At 72.2% G+C, this 19270-nt stretch carries 16 protein-coding genes and 1 pseudogene; 7 read left to right on the forward strand and 10 right to left on the reverse strand.

The window, feature by feature from the left end:
* Positions 1-97 precede the first annotated feature (97 nt).
* Positions 98-184: pseudogene (locus AB0M30_RS12555) on the forward strand (arsenate reductase ArsC); the annotation flags it as partial.
* Here AB0M30_RS12555 and AB0M30_RS12560 read toward each other — a convergent pair.
* From AB0M30_RS12560 to AB0M30_RS12575, 4 genes are read right to left on the reverse strand one after another with little or no spacing between them, the layout of a single operon-like run.
* Positions 163-1359: an MFS transporter gene (locus AB0M30_RS12560; RefSeq protein WP_364583294.1), complete on the reverse strand. Its 1197-nt coding sequence runs from the start codon at positions 1357-1359 to the stop codon at positions 163-165. The pseudogene AB0M30_RS12555 and the gene AB0M30_RS12560 sit on opposite strands and share 22 nt — an antisense overlap.
* Positions 1356-1775, reverse strand: a complete 420-nt coding sequence (locus AB0M30_RS12565; protein ID WP_364583297.1) for an arsenate reductase ArsC — start codon at positions 1773-1775, stop codon at positions 1356-1358. The genes AB0M30_RS12560 and AB0M30_RS12565 overlap by 4 nt, the downstream gene beginning before the upstream one ends.
* Positions 1772-2848 (reverse strand): ACR3 family arsenite efflux transporter, encoded by a 1077-nt coding sequence (gene arsB, locus AB0M30_RS12570; protein ID WP_364583299.1) that lies wholly within the window; start codon positions 2846-2848, stop codon positions 1772-1774. Before arsB ends, AB0M30_RS12565 begins: the two co-directional genes overlap by 4 nt.
* Entirely contained in the window at positions 2845-3207 is a 363-nt protein-coding gene (locus AB0M30_RS12575; protein WP_364583301.1) for a metalloregulator ArsR/SmtB family transcription factor, read from the reverse strand. The genes arsB and AB0M30_RS12575 overlap by 4 nt, the downstream gene beginning before the upstream one ends.
* A 73-nt stretch (positions 3208-3280) precedes the next feature.
* Between AB0M30_RS12575 and AB0M30_RS12580 the strand changes: the two genes are divergently transcribed.
* From AB0M30_RS12580 to AB0M30_RS12590, 3 genes are all read left to right on the forward strand, one after another.
* A complete protein-coding gene (locus AB0M30_RS12580; RefSeq protein ID WP_364583303.1) occupies positions 3281-3751 on the forward strand; it encodes an ArsI/CadI family heavy metal resistance metalloenzyme in 471 nt (156 codons plus the stop codon).
* A 452-nt stretch (positions 3752-4203) separates the two neighbouring features.
* Positions 4204-5208: a cytochrome P450 gene (locus AB0M30_RS12585; RefSeq protein ID WP_364583306.1), complete on the forward strand. Its 1005-nt coding sequence runs from the start codon at positions 4204-4206 to the stop codon at positions 5206-5208.
* Positions 5209-5417: 209 nt separating this feature from the next.
* Positions 5418-6464, forward strand: a complete 1047-nt coding sequence (locus AB0M30_RS12590; RefSeq protein ID WP_364583309.1) for a methyltransferase — start codon at positions 5418-5420, stop codon at positions 6462-6464.
* Here AB0M30_RS12590 and AB0M30_RS12595 read toward each other — a convergent pair.
* From AB0M30_RS12595 to AB0M30_RS12615, 5 genes are all read right to left on the reverse strand, one after another.
* Positions 6433-6969, reverse strand: a complete 537-nt coding sequence (locus AB0M30_RS12595) for an RDD family protein (RefSeq protein ID WP_364583312.1) — start codon at positions 6967-6969, stop codon at positions 6433-6435. The genes AB0M30_RS12590 and AB0M30_RS12595 overlap by 32 nt on opposite strands.
* A 50-nt stretch (positions 6970-7019) precedes the next feature.
* Positions 7020-7670 carry a response regulator transcription factor gene (locus AB0M30_RS12600; protein WP_364583315.1) on the reverse strand — a complete coding sequence of 217 codons (651 nt, stop codon included), beginning with the start codon at positions 7668-7670 and terminating at the stop codon, positions 7020-7022.
* Positions 7670-8863 carry a histidine kinase gene (locus tag AB0M30_RS12605; protein ID WP_364583318.1) on the reverse strand — a complete coding sequence of 398 codons (1194 nt, stop codon included), beginning with the start codon at positions 8861-8863 and terminating at the stop codon, positions 7670-7672. Before AB0M30_RS12605 ends, AB0M30_RS12600 begins: the two co-directional genes overlap by 1 nt.
* Before the next feature lie 25 nt (positions 8864-8888).
* On the reverse strand, positions 8889-9335 hold the full coding sequence (locus tag AB0M30_RS12610) for a hypothetical protein (protein WP_364583321.1): 447 nt from the start codon (positions 9333-9335) through the stop codon (positions 8889-8891).
* Positions 9336-9418: 83 nt separating this feature from the next.
* Positions 9419-12235, reverse strand: coding sequence for a glycoside hydrolase family 2 TIM barrel-domain containing protein (locus AB0M30_RS12615; RefSeq protein ID WP_364583323.1), 2817 nt, complete (start codon positions 12233-12235; stop codon positions 9419-9421).
* 119 nt (positions 12236-12354) lie between these two features.
* Here AB0M30_RS12615 and AB0M30_RS12620 point away from each other — a divergent pair, with 119 nt between their 5' ends.
* On the forward strand, positions 12355-14418 hold the full coding sequence (locus tag AB0M30_RS12620; RefSeq protein WP_364583326.1) for a PQQ-dependent sugar dehydrogenase: 2064 nt from the start codon (positions 12355-12357) through the stop codon (positions 14416-14418).
* 58 nt (positions 14419-14476) lie between these two features.
* Here AB0M30_RS12620 and AB0M30_RS12625 read toward each other — a convergent pair whose 3' ends face one another.
* Complete coding sequence (locus AB0M30_RS12625; protein WP_364583327.1) at positions 14477-15442, reverse strand: TIGR03557 family F420-dependent LLM class oxidoreductase; 966 nt, start codon at positions 15440-15442, stop codon at positions 14477-14479.
* A gap of 85 nt (positions 15443-15527) precedes the next feature.
* Between AB0M30_RS12625 and AB0M30_RS12630 the strand changes: the two genes are divergently transcribed.
* Together AB0M30_RS12630 and AB0M30_RS12635 are read left to right on the forward strand one after the other, a co-directional pair.
* Positions 15528-17165: an FMN-binding glutamate synthase family protein gene (locus tag AB0M30_RS12630; protein ID WP_364583330.1), complete on the forward strand. Its 1638-nt coding sequence runs from the start codon at positions 15528-15530 to the stop codon at positions 17163-17165.
* A 46-nt stretch (positions 17166-17211) separates the two neighbouring features.
* The coding region (locus tag AB0M30_RS12635; protein ID WP_364583333.1) for an FUSC family protein at positions 17212-19270 on the forward strand (2059 nt) is incomplete at its 3' end.

A 19270-nucleotide genomic window follows, 5' to 3' on the forward strand; every position in this document is an offset into this window, starting at 1 on the left:
ACCGAAGGCCGCCTTGGGTGCGTTCAACGCAACCAAGGCCACATTGGGGCGCTCGGGGACCGGGCCGCTGTCACTGAACTTCGGACGCGCGACACCAGAAGACCCCGCGGGCCGTAGCGACGAGGAGATCCGGCCGATCCGCGACGAGATCGAGCGGCGCGTTCAGGACTTGCTGTCCGAACTGGCCGGCGCCACCGCCGGGGCCGGCCGGGCGGCGAGCGACACCGGCACCGCGGCGAGGGTCAGCACGCCCAGCACGACGAACGCGGTCGAGTAGCTGCCGGTGACCGCGGCCAGGACCGCGCCGGTGTAGGGGGCGACCGCGGACATCACGGTCAGGGGCGCCGACAGCAGACCGCTGAGCCGTCCGTAGCCCGCGGTGCCCCACCGGTCCGCGACGGCGGTCGCCTGCAGCAGGGTGAACACCCCGCGGGCCATGCCCGCCAGGACCGAGGCGATCACCAGCGCGACCGCCGACGTCAAGCTGCCCAGCAGCGTGGTGGTCGCGGCGAGCACGACGATGACGATGGCGGTGCGGGTCCGGATGCCGGTGCGGTTCACCAGCGTCGCGAACCCGAGCCGCCCGGCGACCTGCCCGGCTCCGCCCAGCCCGAGCGCGATCGCCGCCGTCCCCGTCGACAGCCCGCGCTCCGCCAGCAGGGTGACGAGGTTGACGACGACCGCGTACGTGCCGAGCGCGGCGAGGCTGAACGCGGCGACCAGCGCGGCGAACGCCGGACTCCGGGCCGCACTCGGTGAGCCGGGCAGTTCGGCGTCGGCGGCGGCCGGCGGCCAGGAACGGCGGAGTCCGTACCAGTGCCCGGGCACGGTGATCACCGCGAGCACGGCCGCGAGGACGAGGTACGTGGTTCGCCAGCTCCAGTGCGCGGCCAGCAGCGCGGTCAGTGGAGCGAATACCGTGCTGGAGAACCCGGCGACCAGCGTCAGCGTCGTCAGCGCGCGAACCCGGCGAGGGCCGTACCAGCGGGTCAGCGCGGCGAACGCCGGCTGGTAGAACGTCGCCGCCATCGCGAGCCCCGCGCAGATCCAGGCGAGGAAGAACCACGGCAGCGTGCGCGCGGTCGCAATCAGCACCACCGCCACCACCGCGACGACGGACCCCGCGACCATCACCGGCCGCGGCCCCCGGCGATCCAGCACCCGCCCGACCACGATCCCCGCCGAGGCGGACCCGAGCAGGGCCGCCGAAAGCGCCGCGGTGAGCGCGGCCGGCGACCAGCCGGTGTCCCGGGCGATGGCCGGGACCAGCACCGGGAACGCGTAGAACAGCACGCCCCAGCTGACGATCTCGGTCACGCACAAGGTCGCGAGCACGACCCCGAGCTTGCGCTCGGTCAAGGACGGCCGGTCTCCGCGGCCGAGAGCTCGGCGAGCAGTTCCCGCACCCGGCGATCGATCTCGTCGCGGATCGGCCGGACGTCCTCGACGCCCTTGCCCGCGGGGTCTTCGAGCTGCCAGTCCAGGTACCGCTTGCCGGGGAAGACCGGGCAGGCGTCGCCGCAGCCCATGGTGATCACGACGTCGGCGGCCTCGACCGCGTCGGTCGTCAGCTTCTTCGGGACCTCGCGGGACAGGTCGAGCCCGAGCTCGGCCATCGCCTCGCGCACGGCGGGGTTGATGCTGTCGGCGGGGACGGAGCCGGCCGACCGGACATCGACCGCGCCGTCGGCGTGGTGCGCCAGCAATGCGGCGGCCATCTGGGACCGGCCGGCGTTGTGGACGCAGACGAACAGGACTTCGGGCTTGCCGGTCACGGGCGTTCTCCCTTGGCTGTGCGGAAAAGGCGGCGACGGAGAGCGAGAGAAACGTACACGAGTCCGACGAGCACGGGGACTTCGATCAGCGGCCCGACGACCCCGGCGAGCGCCTGCCCGCTGGTCGCGCCGAACGTGGCGATGGCCACGGCGATGGCGAGCTCGAAGTTGTTGCCCGCCGCGGTGAACGCGAGCGTCGTGGTCCGCTCGTAGTTCAGGCCCAGGGCCTTGCCCAGCGCAACGGAACCCGCCCACATCAGTCCGAAGTAGACCAATAGCGGCACCGCGATGCGGGCGACGTCCAACGGCCGGCTGGTGATCTGGCCGCCCTGCAAGGCGAAGAGGACGACGATGGTGAACAGCAGCCCGTAGAGCGCGACAGGCCCGGCCTTCGGCAGGAACTCCCGCTCGTACCAGGCGCGGCCCTTGGCGCGCTCGCCCAGCCGGCGGCTGAGGTAGCCGGCCGCGAGCGGGATGCCGAGGAAGATCAGCACGCTCTTGGCGATCTGCCACCCGGACACCGCGAGATCGGCCTGCGGGAGGCCGAGCCGGCCGGGCAAGACGTCGAGGTAGAACCAGCCCAGCAGGCCGAACGCGAGGACCTGGAACACCGAGTTCAGCGCGACGAGCACGGCGGCGGCCTCGCGGTCGCCGCAGGCGAGGTCGTTCCAGATGACGACCATGGCGATGCACCGGGCCAGGCCGACGATGATCAGCCCGGTCCGGTACTCGGGCAGGTCGGGCAGCAGCAGCCAGGCGAGAGCGAACATCAGCGCCGGGCCGATCAGCCAGTTCAGCACCAGCGACGGCCACAGCAGCCGCCGGTCGCGGGTGACCGTGCCGAGCCGGTCGTAGCGGACTTTCGCCAGCACCGGGTACATCATGACCAGCAGCCCGAGCGCGATCGGCAGCGAGATGCCGTCGACCTGCACCGCGGAGAGGGCGGTGTTCAGGCCGGGGATCCAGCGGCCGGCGAGCAGCCCGGCGACCATCGCGGCCGCGATCCACACCGGCAGGAGCCGGTCCGTGGTGGACAGCCGCGGCGCCGGCGGCCGCGTGTCGACCGCGGTCACGCGGTGACCGGTTCGCCCGTGGTGGTGAGCACCGCCGACAGCCGCGCGAGCACTTCGGGGTGCACGCGGTAGTAGATCCAGGTGCCGCGCCGGTCGCCGGTGATCAGCCCGGACTCGCGCAGCACCTTGAGGTGGTGGGAGATGGTCGGGCCGGTGAGGTCGAAGGCGCCGGTCAGGTCGCACACGCACGCTTCCCCGCCCGCGTGGGAGGCGATCAACGACAGCAGCCGCAAGCGCACCGGGTCGGCCATCGCCTTGAACAGGTGCGACAGCTCGACCGCCTGGTCCTGCGTCAGCGGTTCCCGCGCCAAGGGCTCGCAGCAGGCGTCCGGCGCGACCAGCGGCAGTTGCTTCGACATGCCTCTATATTGACAGGTTTAGATATAGCGGGCAATCTGCTTAGACAAGTATCTATCCAAGGAGGTGGCGACGATGTCCAGGGTGCAACTGGCACTGCGGGTCGGCGATCTGGCGGGCTCGATCGACTTCTACTCGAAGCTGTTCGGCACCGAGCCGGCCAAGCTGCGGCCGGGCTACGCGAACTTCGCGATCGAGGAGCCGGCGCTGAAGCTGGTCCTGCTCGAAGGCGAGCCCGGCCAGGCGACGGCGCTGGACCACCTCGGCGTCGAGGTCGAGTCGACCGGCCAGGTCGACGCGGCGACGAAGCGGCTGACCGGCGAGGGCCTCGAGACGCTGACCGAGGACGACACGACCTGCTGCTACGCGGTGCAGGACAAGGTCTGGGTGCACGGGCCGGGCAAGGAGCCGTGGGAGGTCTACACGGTGAAGGCCGACTCGACGACGTACGGCACCGACAGCGCGGCGCTGGTCACCCCGGCGACGTGCTGCACACCGGACGCCGAGACCGGCGCGACGGCCAAGCCGGAGGGCTGCTGCGGCTGAGGGCGCGGAGCCGGTGCGCGATCGAGGGGCGCACCGGCTGCGTCCCGGCCTGCTTGCTGCGGCGTTCGAGCTGAACTCGCGTCGGTCCGCCAGCGTCCGAAACCACCCGGCATGGGACCGCGGAGGTGCCAGTTCGTCCACAATAGACAGTCAGGCTGGCCGTTCTTGACGAGATCCGGCCCGGAGAGCAAGCTGAGACAGCTACGCCGATGAAATGATGCACGCATCGGTGCGGCTCGATGGGGAGGGGAGAGCCCGGTCATGACGCTGACCCAGCCGGCTTCCGATACGCCCAGCCAGGTCATCCGTGGGGGATGCCCGCGAAGCGGCTTGCCCGCTCGATGAGAGCGGGGTACCGGCGGCCGCTCAGGCGGGATCCCTTCGAGTACCTCAAAGACCTTCGCCGCCGCGCCGCGACCGGGGTGATCCGGCTTCCCTGGGGCGGCTGGTGCGTGAGTGATCCGGAACTGGCGAACGAACTGCTGCGCAGCCCGGAATTCAACAGCGGCACATCCGGGTTCTTCGGCGAACTGCTGCCGACGCGGGATGCGCAGGTGGCGATCGGTCAGGCCGCGCGGAACACCTTGCGGGCCAGGGTGCCCGAGTACCGGGACGCACTCGCCGGGGCGCTGGCGGACCTGCCCTCGGCCAGCCGCTGGCCGGCCACCGGGTCCGAACTCGTGTACCGCGGCCTGGCGGACGTGCTGCTCCACCCGGGAACTCCGGCCGGGACGCGGCAATTGCTGGAGCAAGCCCTGCACGGCGGCGTCATGTTCCGCTCCCCGCACGTGTGGCAGCGGGCGCGAGCGGAACTCCTGCGCGGGAAGCTGATCGCGGCCGTCGCCCGGGAAGTGGGCTGTCGCCGGGACGGCCGGTCGCGTGATGTCCTGGACGCCGTGCTCGGTGCGTGCCCGGACGACCTGGCGGACCGGACAATCGCCGAGGTTTTCCTGGTGCTGTTCCGGTCGATCGTCGCGCCCGTCGGGTCCACGCTGGCCTGGTCGGTGTTGCTGGCCGGCCTGCACCACCCGTCGGCTTCCCCGTGGCCGTGGCCCGCCGAGTGGATCGTGCGCGAGGCGATGCGGCACCGGCCGATGGTCTGGATGGTCGGCCGGACCGTCGACCGGCCGACCGAATTCGGCGGCCTCCCCTTCCGGCCCGGCGACATCCTCTCGGTCAGCCCGTTCCTCGTGCACCACGACCAGCGCCACTGGGCGGACTCCGAGGTCTTCCGGCCCGAGCGGTGGGCGGAGTCCGGCGAGCGCGGCCCCTACGTACCGTTCGGCGCGGGGCCGTACACCTGCGTCGGCGCGTCGGTGGCGTTGACCTTGATGACCGAAACGCTGACGGCGCTCACGAAGGACGCCCGGCTGACCGTCACCGGAGCCGACGCCCGGCCGGCCATGGCCGAGGGTGCCGTTCCCCGGCCCTTCACCGTCGTCCGCACCCCCACCTGAGACGGAAGCCCTCGACCCCCGGAAGGAGGTGAACGACCATGATCGCGAAGCTGCGGCGCATCCTCGGCTCCAAGCCGCCCGGACGGTGGAAGTGGTAGCACCTGACGGCTCGGGGGCTCGATGACACGGCGAAAACGTGCATCGAGCCCGCCCGAGCGCCCGTGTCCACCGCACTCACGCGATGTCGAAGACGGCCAGGGAGAACAGGCATGGCGATTTCCGAGACTCCGGCGACCGGACAGAGCACCAGCGAGCGGAGCTCGGGGCGAACCCTGCGCGAACTGTCCGATCTGATCACCCCGATGACGATCAGGGTGGCCGTCACCCTGCGCATCCCCCAGAAGATTTCGGGAGGCGGGCAGACCGCGGAGGCGCTGGCGGCGGCCACGGACAGCGATCCCGATGTGCTGGAACGCATCCTCTTCCACCTGGTCGGCGTCGGAGTGCTGACCAGGGACGATGACGGCCGGTTCGGGCTGACCCGCGTGGGCGATCAGCTCCTGGAGGACGACGGGGCCGTCAATCCGGATTTCCTGGACCTCGACACCGTGGCCGGCCGGGCCGAACTGTCCTTCATCCGGCTTCCGGACGTCGTCCGGAGCGGCGACATCGTCGCTTACTCGGCTCAGTACGGCACCGGTTTCTGGGACGATCTCGGCGACGAACCCTCCTCGGCCGCCCACTTCGACCAGGTGATGGCCGACGGAATGCGGAAGCGGGTCCAGGAGATCGCCGAGTCCTACGATTGGGGAGCACTCGGCAGCGTCGTCGACGTCGGCGGCGGAAACGGAACTCTTCTCGCGGGCTTGCTGCGAGCACATCCGGGTCTTCGGGGCACCGTGATCGACCGCGACGCCGGCCCGGCCACCCGGACTTTCCGCGAGGCCGGGTTGACCGGGAGAGCGGCGGCGCTCAGCGGCAGCTTCCTGGAGCCACTGCCATCGGGAGCCGGCGGATACGTGGTGTCGCGCATCCAAAGCGACTGGAACGACGCCGACGTCCGGACCATCCTGGGCCACTGCGCCGACGCCGCCGGAGCACAGGGCCGGGTCATCGTGGTCGACGAGTTCGCGGCCGAGGAAGGCGTTCGCACCGACTCCGAAACCGACCTCCGCATGCTGATGTACTACGGAGGAAAGGAACGGACGATGGAACAGGTGCGCGCACTGGCCGCCGACGTGGGTCTGTCGGTGCGATCGCTGCGCCGCGCGGCTGATTGGACGATCATGGAGCTGTCCCCGGCTCGCGGCGGCTGACGTCGGCCCGGACCACGAGGGTCCGCGCCACCAGGTCACCGATCCGCTGCTGCCGCTTGGTCGCCACGATGCTGACGACGGCCACCAGTCCCAGCAGCAGCCCGTCGACCGTGAGCAGCACCCACCGGATCAGGTACGCGCGCGCCTTGGGCTGCCCGCCGCGCAGGGTTTGCACGCGCAGGCCCATCACCAGCATCCCCGGGGTGATCCCGCCCCGGCGCACCGGAACCCAGATCTGGATGACGATGTCGCAGGCCTGGGTGACCGCGAGGAACGTGATCGCCGGTGCCCACAGGATGACCTTCGGCGGCACCCAACCCCACTGCGCCAGCGGAATGGCGATCAGGCCGGCGACGAGCCCGGCGAACACCCCGACACCGACGGCGAGAGCCCAGTCCAGCGCCGCCTGGACCGCCCGGCGCCCGGCCATCCCCAGCCGCTCCGCCGGCTCACCCGCCCGGTCGGTGGCCGGCGGTTCCGGCGCCGATCCGGCCGAAGTGGTCATCGCGCTGACAGCACACTCGGCGAGTCTTGCACACCGGTCAAGCGTCATCATCAGCCGAGCAAACCGCGCTGCCACGCCCAAATCGCGATCTCCGTGCGGTTGCGGAGCCCGAGTTTGCGCTGCACGCTCGTCAGGTGCGTCTTGACCGTCGAAAGGGAGACGCGCAGGTAGTCGGCGATCTCCGCGTTGGTCCGCCCTTGCGCGACCGCGAGCACGACGTCGGATTCCCGGTCGGTCAGAACATCCGGCGCCCCCTGCGCACGCCGCCGGGCCCGCTCGGTGAACCGGGCCAGCAGGCGCACCGTGACCGACGGCGAGACCATCGCTTCGCCGTTGGCCGCCGCGCGCACCGCGTCCACCAGCAGCCGCGGCCCGGCGTCCTTGAGCAGGAACCCGCACGCGCCGCCGAGCAAGGCGGCGTAGACGTTCTCGTCGGCGTCGTAGGTCGTCACCACCACGACCCGCAGCGGGTCGCCGACGGCCGGTCCGGCCAGCAGTTCGGTCGCCCGCAGACCGTCCACTCCGGGCATCCGGATGTCCATCAGCGTCACGTCGGGCCGCAACCGGCGCGCCAGCCGGACCGCGGTCTCCCCGTCCGCGGCCTCGGCGATCACTTCGATGTCCGGCACGGCGTCGAGCACCAGCCGGAACCCGGTGCGCACCAGCACCTGGTCGTCGGCCACCAGCACCCGGATGGTCATCAGATCCCCCGCGGCAAGGTGTCGAAGGGGGTGTCTTCGCCGCCGAGCGGCAAGCGGGCCGCGACCCGCCAGCTCGAGCCCGCTTCACGCCCTGCGGTGAGGACCCCGCCCAGCACGGCCAGCCGCTCGGTCATGCCGATGATGCCGAACCCGCCGGGCGAGGGCAGCGGCGTCGCGGGCACGCCGTTGTTCCGGACCTCCAGCACCAGCTCGTCGGCCTCGACGCGGGCGGAGACGGCCACTTCGGTCGCCGCCGGCGCGTGCCGCCGGACGTTGGTCAGCGCCTCGGTCACGACCCGGTGGATGGTCGTGCCCAGCTGGGCCGGCACCGGCAGCTGGTCCAGCTCCTCGGCGACGTCCACCCGGGCGGCGGAGCCGGTGGCGGCGCGGACGGCGTCGCCGAGGACGGCGCCGGCGGGTGGTGGCACGCCTTCGGTGTTCCGCAACATGCCGACGAGCCGGCGCGCGGCGCCCAGCGCCGCACTCCCGGCCTCCTCGATCTCGCGGTAGACCGCGGCGTGGTCGTCCTCGCCGGGTTTCGCTTCGGTGATCGCACGCGCGGCCTGGACGCGCACGACGATGCCGCTGACGTGGTGGGACACCAGGTCGTGGAGCTCCCGGGCCAGCTGCAGCCGTTCCTGGCCGCGCACCCGCTCCAGCGCGTCCCGCTCCCGGCCGTCCGCCGCGCGCAGGATGAGCCCGACCCCCAGGCAGGCGCCCCAGTACGCCGCGGCCGCCACGGCCAGCAGCGCCTCCGGCACGTCCGCGCCGTAGCGCAGCAACGGCGCCGCGATCATCACGACGCCCAGCACCGGGGCCAGCGCGGCCGCGCGTCTCGGCTCGAGCTTGCGGCCGGCCGAAGCGGTGAGCACCCCGGCCGCCACGATTTCGGCGATTGGGGGCTCGCTCCGCGCGTCGGTGATGATCGGCACGACCGTGCCGATCGCCGACAGCGCCGCGACGGCGCTCCCCAGGATGCCGATGTGGCGGGGAAAGCGCCGCCGCAGCACGACCAGTACCGGGACGGCCGTGCCCGTGGAGGCCAGGAGCCCGGCCAGCGGGGCGGCCCAGCCGTGGCCACCGTGGCCGGGCACGCGCAAGGCCAGCAGCACGTCGGCGACGACCGCCGCGGCCAGCACCACGAGCTCGGTGCCGAGCATGCCGCGCCGGGCCCGGGCCCCCGTTCTGCGCATGGCCGTCATGATCCACCGACCCGGATCAGGCCGCGCGCCGAACCCCGGCGATGTAGCGGTTCGACGGGGCCAGGTAGCTGAGCACGGTCGCGACGACCGCGATCCCGCAGCTGACGTAACCCGCCCACGACGCTTCCGTGGTCACCAGCGAAGCGGCCTGGAGCAGCGTGAACACGGTCAGCGTGACGCGGGCCCAGTTGCGCCCGGCCTTGAGCTTGAACGACAGCCACAGGTAGACGAGCGCGATGACCCCGGCGATCGCGACCGGAACGGCCTGCGCCACCAGGGTGAGCCGGTCGAGCTGGTCCTGCGACAACGACGGGTTGTTGCGGCGCAAGGCGGCCGCGATTTCGTCGCGCGCGCTCAGGACGAACAGCGCACCGGCGATCGCGGAGACCGTGGACACCAGGAAGCCGAAGAAGGCGGCGATGATCGTGCTGGGCGGGTTCGCGCGTACCGTTTCAGTAGTCATACCGGGAAATTAGGACCCGGCGCGGCCCGGCACCCGCTGAGTCGCGCCCGTCTCGTACTTTCGGCCGAGGCGCCGGGTCTCGTTCACCCGTCGAACCGGAAGTACACGGTGCGGTGGTAGTCGCCGGCGCCGGTGTTCGGCCGGCTCTCCGGGCCCAGCGCCGCGACGCCGTGGAACTTGTTCCCGATCGGCGCGATGCCGTCGAGCAGCGAGACGTTGCCGGCCGGGTAGGCGACCACGGCGTTCTGCGGGTCCGGGCCCACCGCCGGAGTGAACAACCGCAGGTAGAGGCCCTCTTCCGCGGCGACGACGGTGACCGTGCCTTCGGTGGTTTCCAGCACCGCCCAGCAGGTCCGCGCGTGGTAGCCCTTGAACTCCGGGTACGCGAACCCGCTCGCCCCGGTCGCGGTGTCGTTGGAGGGCTTGCTCCAGACGTCGGGCTGCACACCGCGCAGCCGGTTCTTGTAGACGCGGTACGGCCCGTCCCCGAGCCACGTCAGGCCCCGGACGTTCGCCTCCGGGTAGTCGAAGTTCACGCCGAGGTGGTCGTGGTCGCCGGTGGCGCGGTAGCGGTACTCCAGGCGCAGCCAGCCGTTGGCGTCCAGGCGCCAGCGCACCGACGTCAGGTCGCCGCTGTAGTCCGCCTGCACGACCCAGCCGGTGCCGTCGCGGAACTGGCTGAAGCCGGTCAGAGCGGCCGTCCCACCGGCCGGGGCCGGGCCGTTGGTCAGCGACACCGGCGTGCTGCCGCGGCGCACGCCGGTCAGCCGCCCGTCGGACTTGCCGATGGTGACCCGGGTGGCTCCGGCGACGAGCGTGACGCCGGTGGCGGTCTCGGTCGCGGTGACGCTGCCCGTGGCCGCCGGCTTGACCAGGCTCGCCGCGAAGTCCGGCGCCTTGCGGATGCGCCACGTCCAGCCGCCGACGTCCCGGCCGGTCGGGTCGGTCACGCTCACCCGCAGCGCGTCGGCGCCGGTCCAGCCGGCGGGCAGGCCGAGCGTCACCGCGCCGGTGGCTCCCGGCGCGACGTCCGGCGCGGCGGCCTGGCCTTGGGCGAGGACCTGGTGGCCGGTTCCCGCGCCGGGTGCGGGGAACGCGAGCAGCTGCCAGCCGAACCGGCACGCCCGGAGGTTCGTGAAGTCGTACCGGTTGACCAGCTTCACCGTCTTGTCGAACGACGCCGGGAAAACCGAGTCGTAGTAGGCCGGGCTGGCCAGCTGGACCGGCGACCAGATGTCCTTGATCGTGAAGAAGCTGCCTTCCTTTTCCCGGTACGGGCCGAGAATGCCGTCGGGAGCGCGGCTGCCGTTGGTGTCGAGGGCCCCGCCGCGGTCGTCCCGCACGACGCTTTCGTCGACGAGCGCCCAGATGAACCCGCCCGCCGAGCGCTGGGCCCCGCCCATGAGCTTCCAGTAGTCGTTCAAGCCGGCCCCGGCGCCGCCGTCGTAGAGGCCGTGCAGGAACTCGGTCGGCATGAAGACCGTGGTGCCGGCGACCTTGCTCGCGGTGCTGCTGTAGGTCTGGTAGTGGCTGGTGTCGACCCCGCTGAACGTCGTCCACGGGTGCAGCACCGGCCGCCGCTGCGGGTCGTACCGGCCGAAGTCGTCGTCCAGCGCGGTGTTCCAGCCGCCTTCGTTCCCGTTGTCCCAGAACAGGATCGACGGGTGGTTGACGTCGCGCGCCACCAGCGCCTCGACCAGCGGCGCCCCGACACCCTCGTCGTAGTGGCGCTGCCAGCCGGTCAGCTCGTCCAGGACGTAGAGCCCGAGCTCGTCGCAGAGGTCGAGGAAGTACGCGTCCGGCGGGTAGTGCGACATCCGGACGGCGTTCATGTTCATGTCCTTCATCAGCCCGATGTCCAGCCGGGCGAGGCGCGGGCTCGACGCCCGGCCGGAGGTCGGCCAGAACGTGTGCCGGTTCGCTCCTTTGAGGACGATCCGCTTCCCGTTGACGTAGACGCCGTCGCCGGTCCGGACTTCGATCGTGCGGAACCCGAAGCGCTCGACGGTGCTGTGCAGCGGCTCGCCGGCGGCGCTCGTGAGCGTCAGCTCGACCTGATGGAGGTTCGGCGTTTCGGCCGTCCACAGTGCCGGCTGAGCCGCGGTCGTGGTCAGCGTCGCGTCCGTGGCCCCGCTCGCCACGGGGACCGAGAAGGCCCCGCCGACGGCCGTGCCGTCGAGCCGGCGCAGCTGCGCGGTCAGCCGGGCCGCCGCGGTCACCCCGGCGAGCGTGACGTGGGCGGCGAAGGTTCCGTCCGCGCGGGCGTCGATCGCGACGCGGTCGATCCGGGCGGCCGGGTACGCCTGCAGCGACACCGGCCGGAAGATCCCCCCGAAGTTCCAGAAGTCGCCGCGGCGCTCGGCGTCGTTCACCGAGTTGTCGGCCGATTCCTTGCTCACGGTCGCCTCGAGCAGATTCGCCTCGCCGAGCCGCAGGAGGGGTGTCACGTCGTAGCGGAAGCGGTAGAAACCGCCCTGGTGCACCGGCCCGGCCGAGACGCCGTTGACCCGCACGTCGGCGTCCGTCATGGCCGCCTCGAACGCCAGGAAGATCCGGCGCCCGGCCCAGGAGGCGGGCGGCGTGAACGAGTGCCGGTAGTGGCCCTTCTCCGCCGGGACGAGGTCGCCGCCGTAGTGGTAGCTGCCGAAGCCGTGGCACTCCCAGTTGGACGGAGTCGGGATCGTGGCCCACTCCCCCGCGCGCCGGCCGGCCGTGACCTGGAAGTCCCAGTCGACGGTGTGGTCGGCGTCGCTGCCGGTGAGCAGCATCGTCTCGGTCACGGGACCGGCGAGCGCACCGGCCTCGGCCGCTGAAGCGGCTCCGGACGTCGGCCATCCGGCCGCGGCGCCGGCCGCGCCGGCCGCGCTGACCGCCAGCGCCTGACGACGGGTCAGTTCCACCAGACCTCCCGAAGTCCGATCTGATATATGACACACCGTACAACGGGAAGCACTCACCGAGCGGACAAGCAGCCGGACAAGACTTGACGCCCGATGGCGGACCTGCGAAAGGTAGGAGAATGGTCTCCTCGAACGTCCGCCGGCGTGCGCGCTTCGGCTTCCTGACCGCGGTGATCGCCGTCGCCGCGGTGGTCGCGCCCGCGAGCGCCGCCACCGGCACGACCGTGGTCGGCGTGGCGTCCGGGCGGTGCCTGGACGTCGTCGGCAACAGCACCGCGGCCAAGACGCGCGTGAACATCTACGACTGCATCGGGCAGGCCAACCAGGCCTGGACGTTCACGCCAGCGGGCGAGCTGCGGGTCTACGACGGCGCGATGTGCCTCGACGTGGCCGGCGCGAGCACCACGTCCCCGGCCGACGCGCAGATCTACCCCTGCAACGGCGGCGCCAACCAGAAGTGGCAGATCAACGCCGACGGCACCATCACCGGCGTGCAGTCGGGCCTCTGCCTGGACGTCGCCGGGGCGGGCACCGCGAACAGCACCTTGGTCGGGTTGTACACCTGCACCGGCGGGGCCAACCAGAAGTGGCGGACCTCCCTCGGCGACACCCAGCCGCCGAGCGTGCCCGGCAACCCGCGCGTCAGCGACCTGGTCTGCGACGCGGTGACGTTCTCGTGGAACGCCTCCACCGACAACGTGGGTGTCGCGTTCTACGACGTCTACCACGACGGGCAGCAGATGAAGTCGGTGAGCGGGAGCACCCTGTCGACGAGCCTTCCCGTGGTCGGCGGCGTGACGTGGGGCCTGTACGTGAACGCCCGCGACGCCGCGGGCAACGTCTCGCAGGCCAGCGCCACGGTGCCGGTCACGCCGCCGCAGTGCCAGCCGGACACCCAGGCGCCGAGCGCGCCCACGAGGCTCACCGGCAGCGCGTCCGGCACCACGGTGACCCTGAACTGGACCGCCGCGACGGACGACGTCGGCGTCCGGGCCTACGACGTCTACCGCGGCGGCGCCAAGGTCGGCGCCGTCACCGGGACCGCCACCGCGCCGCCCGCGACCACCTTCGTCGACAGCGGGCTGGCGGCGAACACGAGCTACTCCTACTACGTCGTCGCGCGGGACGCCCAGGCGAACGTCTCGGCACCCAGCGCGGCCACGACCGTCACCACCGGCGCGGCCTGCGGTGCCTCCGTCTGCGCGGTGACGCAGCTCGCGACCGACACGGACATCCCGTGGGGCCTGGTGACGCTGCCGGACGGCACGATCCTCTACACCCGGCGCGACGCCCACGACATCGTCCACCTGAACCCCGCCACCGGGGCCAAGACCAGCGTCGGCACGGTTCCCGGCGTCGACAACACCGACGGCGAGGGCGGCCTGCTCGGCCTGGCCATCTCTCCCGGGTTCGGCGGTGACCACTGGCTGTACCTCATGCACACCTCGCCGTCCGACAACCGGATCGTGCGGATCAAGCTGGCGAACGACCGGCTCGACACGGCGTCGGAACAGGTTCTGCTCAGCGGGTTGCTGCGCAACAAGTACCACAACGGCGGCCGCTTGCGCTTCGGGCCCGACGGCAAGCTCTACGCCAGCACCGGTGACGCCCAGAACGGTGACAACGCGCAGAACAAAGCGAGTCTCAACGGCAAGGTCCTGCGCCTGAACCCGGACGGCAGCGTGCCCTCGGACAACCCGTTCGGCAACCCGGTGTGGAGCTACGGCCACCGCAACCCGCAGGGGCTGGCGTTCGACTCCCAGGGCCGGTTGTGGGAGCAGGAGTTCGGCAACTCCGTCATGGACGAGACCAACCTGATCACCAAGGGCGGCAACTACGGCTGGCCGGCGTGCGAAGGCACCTCCGGGACGTGCGGCACGGCCGGGTTCATCGCCCCCAAGCGGACGTACCCGACGGCGGACGGTTCCTGCTCCGGCATCGCCATCGTCCGCGACGTGCTCTACGTCGCCTGCGAACGCGGGACCCGGATGTACCGGGAAGTGATCAGCGGCAGCGACCTGACCGACGTCCAGGCGTACTTCAGCGGCACCTACGGGCGGTTGCGCACGGTGGAGCCCGCTCCGGACGGCGGCCTCTGGCTCACGACGACCAACAACGGCGACAAGGACAGCATCCCCGACAACAGCAACGAGAAGATCTTCCACGTCGCGTTGGGTGGCTGATCGGCAACGAGGACCGGCTGCTCCGGTGCCGTCAGACGGGACCGCCCTCCCGCGGCCGTCAGTGGAACTCGGGCAGGACGTGCTCCTGCCAGCCGCGGAAGAAACCCTCGTGGTCGGCGCCGACCTGCTGCACGTAGATCTCGTCCACCCCGGCGTCGACGTACTGGCGGACGCGTTCCGCGTGCGCCTTCGGGTCGTCGCCGCACACGATCGCCTCGCCGACGGCCTCGCGCGGGACGAACGACGTCGCAGCTTCGAAGTCTTCCGGCCGCGGCAGGATCTGGGCCAGCTGCCCGGGCAGGACGTCGTTGGGCCACAGCCGGTGCGCGCGGTCCAGCGCCGCGCCGGCGTCGGCGTCCCAGCAGACCTTCATCCCGGCCTGCACCGGCTTGTCCCCGCCACCGGCTTCGCGGAAGGCCCGGACCAGGTCGGCGTCCGGCACCACGGTGCAGTACCCGTCGCCGATCCGCCCGGCGAGCTTCGTGGCCTGCGGCCCGAACCCGGACACGTAGATCGGCACCGGCTCGGCCGGCACGGTGTAGATCCGCGCGTCCTGCACCTCGTAGTGCGTCCCGTGGTGACTCACCGCTTCGCCGCGCGCCCCCGCCGCGTGGAGCTTGCGGATGACGTCGACGGCCTCCTCGAGCATCTCCAGCCGCTGCCCGGCCGAAGGCCAGGGGTCGCCGAGGATGTGCTCGTTCAGCGCCTCCCCCGAGCCCACGCCCAGCACGAACCGGCCGTCCAGCTGGACCGCGGCGGTGGCCGCGGCCTGGGCGAGCACGGCCGGGTGAATCCGCACGGTCGGGCAGGTGACCGCCGTCGTGATCGGCAGCGAGACGGCCTCCGACAGGGCACCGATCACCGACCAGACGAACGGGCTCTGGCCCTGCGCGTCGTTCCAGGGGTGGAAGTGGTCGGAGATCCACAGCCGCTGAAACCCGGCGCGCTCGGCCGCGCGGGCCTGGGCGACGAGCTCGCGGGGACCGTACTGCTCGCACGAAAGGAAGTAGCCGATCGACGTCATGCCGGCCGGATACCCCGGCCGGCCGGCCCGCACACACCGCGCCGGTGCTACCGGCGGCACACGGGACGAATGCCCCATCAGTGGCGTGATCGCCCTGCTCACCCTGCACTCCGCCGGGGCCGCCGTTAGCTTCGGTTCCGTGCTCAGATTCGCCGCGGTGGCGGTGTTGTCGCTGCTTTCGCTCGGCGCCGCCGGGCTGGCCCTGTTCGCCGGCCCGTGGTGGTGGCTGCTCGCCGTGCCGCTGCTCCTGCTCGCCGGCGTGGGGTGCTGGGACCTCGCGCAGCGCCGGCACTCGGTCCTGCGGAACTACCCGATCCTCGGGCACCTGCGGTTCCTGCTCGAAGCGCTGCGGCCCGAGCTGCAGCAGTACTTCGTCGAGCGCAACTTCGACGGCCGCCCGTACGACCGGGACATCCGCAGCATCGTCTACGAACGCGCCAAGGGCACCGACGCCGAGGAGCCGTTCGGGACCGAACGGGACGTCTACGCCGACGGGTACGAGTCCCTGGTGCACTCCATGGCCCCGGTGGCGCCGCCCGACGATCCGCCGAAGGTCCGGATCGGCGGTCCCGACTGCACGAAGCCCTACGACATGGCGCTGCTGAACGTGTCGGCGATGAGTTTCGGTTCCCTGTCCGCGAACGCGATCCTGGCCCTCAACAAGGGCGCCGCGCTCGGCGGGTTCGCCCACGACACCGGCGAAGGCGGCCTGTCGGAGTACCACCTGCGCCACGGCGGCGACCTCGTCTGGGAAATCGGCACCGGCTACTTCGGCTGCCGGACCTCCGACGGCGATTTCGACCAAGCGGAATTCGCGGACAAAGCCGCGCACGACGCCGTGAAGTGCGTGTCGCTGAAGCTGTCCCAGGGCGCGAAACCCGGCATCGGCGGCGTGCTGCCCGGCGGCAAGGTGAACGCGGAGATCGCCCGCGTCCGCGATGTCCCGCAAGGCAAGAGCGTCATCTCCCCGCCGTACCACCGGGTGTTCTCCACCCCGCGGGAGCTGGTCCGGTTCCTCGCCTCGATGCGCGAACTGGCCGGCGGCAAGCCGACCGGGTTCAAGCTCTGCCTCGGGTCGCGACGCCAGTTCCTCGCCGTCTGCAAGGCCATGCTCGCCGAGGGCGTCACGCCGGACTTCATCATCGTCGACGGCGCCGAAGGCGGGACCGGTGCCGCGCCGCTGGAGTTCGCCGACCACATCGGCACCCCGCTGACCGAAGGCCTCATCACCGTCCACAACGCACTGGCCGGCACCGGCCTGCGCGACCGGATCAAGCTCGGCGCCAGCGGCAAGGTCGCCACCGGCGCGGACATCGTCAAGCGCCTCCTGCAGGGCGCCGACTACACCAACGCGGCGCGGGCGATGATGTTCGCCGTCGGCTGCATCCAGGCCCAGCGCTGCCACACCAACCGCTGCCCGACCGGCGTCACCACCCAGGACGCCCGCCGCGCCCGCGCACTGGACGTCGAAGACAAGTCCCTCCGGGTGGCACGGTTCCAGCGCGCCACGGTGACCGGCGCCCAGCAGATCATGGCGTCGATGGGCGTCCGGTTCCCCGCCGAGCTGCGGCCGCACATGCTCCGCCGCCGCGTCGATCCCCACCAGGTGCTGTCCTACGCGGAACTCTACGGCTGGCTCGCGCCCGGGCAGTTGCTCTCGGAACCCCCGCCGGACTGGGCGCAAGACTGGGCCGCGGCCGATCCGGACCGCTTCACCGTCTGATCGGCAGCGGGACGTTCGCGACGCCGCCGGCGTCTATGCTCGGCCGGTGGCGATCGACTCCCCCGCTCTGAAGACCCGCCGGGCCGCGCCCCGGGACTGGATCCCGCGGTGGTCGGCGAGCGCCGCCCTGCGCGCCGTCCGCGCCACCCTGGTGGTCCCCGTCCTCTTCGCGTTCAGCATCACGGTGATCGGCGACCTGCAGGTGGCGACGTTCGCCGCCTTCGGCGGGTTCGCCACGTTGGTCATGGTGTCGTTCGGCGGCGGCCGGCGGGACAAGCTGCGCGCCCACTTCGGACTCGCGGTCACGGGCAGCGTGCTGCTGGTCATCGGCACCACCGCCAGCGCGTCGCTGCCACTGGCGGCGGTCGTCACGCTCGTCGTCACCTTCCTGGTGCTCTTCGGCGGCGTCGCGGGACCGAACGCGGCCGCCGGGGGCATCGCCGCGCTGCTCGCCTACGTCCTCCCGGCCGCCTCCCCCGGCACGATGAGCATGGTGCCGGCCCGCCTCGCCGGCTGGTGGCTGGCCTCGGTGGTCGGCACCGCGGCCGTCCTGCTGCTGTCGCCCCGGTCCCCCGCCACGGCCCTGCGGGACGCGGCGGCGCGGGCGGCCGCCGCGCTGGCCGACCACCTCGACGCGGCCCTGCGCGGCGACGCGGACGTGGTCACGGCGCACGAGGCGGCGGTCGAAGCCAAGCACCACCTGATCGACGAGTTCACCGCGACGCCCTACCGCCCCACCGGGCTGGCCGCCGAAGACCAGGCCCTCGACACCCTGGTGGGCCTGCTCGAATGGTGCGCTTCGGTCGTCGCCGACACCACGCGCGAGTACCCGGACCTGAGCGGAGCACCCGAGGTCGAACGGCAGCTGCTCACCGAGACCAGCGCCGGCCTGCGCGAGGTTTCCCGGCTGCTGGCCGGTCGGTCCGGCACCTTCGACGCCGGCGAGCTGGACCGCCGGGTCCAGGCGAGCGTGGAACGGCTGCGCGCGCTGGGATCCGGCGATCCCGGCTACGTCGACGCGGTGCACCTTTCCTTCCACGCCCGCACCGGCGCGTTCGCCGTCCGTGAAGCGGTGACCGAAGCCCGCGCCGCGGTGCCCGGCGGCCGGCGGACCCGCTTTCCCGGCGGGCGCTCCATGGCCTCGCTGGCCCGGGTCGCTTCGCCGCACACGAGCCTGCGGTCGGTGTGGTTCGTCAACAGCCTCCGCGGCGCGGTGGCCCTGACCGCGGCGGTCGTCGTCGCCGGGGCGAGCGGCGTCGAGCACGGGTTCTGGGTGGTGCTGGGCACGTTGTCCGTGCTGCGCGGCAACGCGGCGGCGACCGGGTCGACCGCCCTGCGGGCGCTGATCGGCACCGCACTCGGCGTCGTCGTCGGTGCGTTGCTGCTGCTGGTCATCGGCACCAGCGCGCCCGCGCTGTGGATCGCCCTCCCGATCGCGGTGCTGGTCGCCGCCTACGCGCCGGGCGCGCTGCCCTTCACCGCCGGCCAGGCGGCCTTCACCGTGACGGTCTCGGTGCTGTTCAACCTGCTCGCACCGGCCGGCTGGCAGATCGGCGTCGTGCGGATCGAGGACGTCGCGATCGGCTGCGCGGTGTGCCTGGTGGTGGGCACGCTGTTCTGGCCCCGCGGCGCCCGGGCCGTGGTCGCCGACGACCTGGCCGACGCCTTCCGCGCCGGCGGCGCGTACCTCGCGGCGGCCACGAACTGGGCGCTCGGCCTCCGCCACGACCCACCCTCCCCCGCCGCGGCGACCGCGGCCGGAGCCCGCCTCGACGACGCACTCCGCGGCTTCCTCAGCGAGCAGGGCACCAAGCACGTCCCCAAGCCCGACCTGTGGCGGCTGGTCATGGGGACCGTCCGCTCGCGGCTCACCGCGCACTCGCTGGCCGGGCTCCCGAACCCCCACGTCGACCCGGACCCGTTCCGCCGGCTCCTCGGCGACCAGGCGGGCCAGCTCGCCGCCTGGTACGACCACCTGGCCTCCCGCCTGGACCGCACCGACCACGGCGACGTCCCCATGCTCGCCCCGCCCGCCTTCCCCGACCTCCTCGAGCAACCCGGCGCCTCGGTGCGCGACCTCGCCTGCGCCCTGTGGGTCCACGAGC

The organism is Amycolatopsis sp. NPDC051716, from assembly GCF_040681595.1.
GTDB lineage: Bacteria > Actinomycetota > Actinomycetes > Mycobacteriales > Pseudonocardiaceae > Amycolatopsis.

Coding starts and splice junctions, on each gene's coding strand:
- AB0M30_RS12575 (WP_364583301.1), bottom strand. CDS start 3,207: ATGTCGAAGCAACTGCCGCTGGTCGCGCCGGACGCCTGCTGCGAGCCC.
- AB0M30_RS12580 (WP_364583303.1), top strand. CDS start 3,281: ATGTCCAGGGTGCAACTGGCACTGCGGGTCGGCGATCTGGCGGGCTCG.
- AB0M30_RS12590 (WP_364583309.1), top strand. CDS start 5,418: ATGGCGATTTCCGAGACTCCGGCGACCGGACAGAGCACCAGCGAGCGG.
- AB0M30_RS12595 (WP_364583312.1), bottom strand. CDS start 6,969: ATGACCACTTCGGCCGGATCGGCGCCGGAACCGCCGGCCACCGACCGG.
- AB0M30_RS12600 (WP_364583315.1), bottom strand. CDS start 7,670: ATGACCATCCGGGTGCTGGTGGCCGACGACCAGGTGCTGGTGCGCACC.
- AB0M30_RS12605 (WP_364583318.1), bottom strand. CDS start 8,863: ATGCGCAGAACGGGGGCCCGGGCCCGGCGCGGCATGCTCGGCACCGAG.
- AB0M30_RS12610 (WP_364583321.1), bottom strand. CDS start 9,335: ATGACTACTGAAACGGTACGCGCGAACCCGCCCAGCACGATCATCGCC.
- AB0M30_RS12620 (WP_364583326.1), top strand. CDS start 12,355: ATGGTCTCCTCGAACGTCCGCCGGCGTGCGCGCTTCGGCTTCCTGACC.
- AB0M30_RS12625 (WP_364583327.1), bottom strand. CDS start 15,442: ATGACGTCGATCGGCTACTTCCTTTCGTGCGAGCAGTACGGTCCCCGC.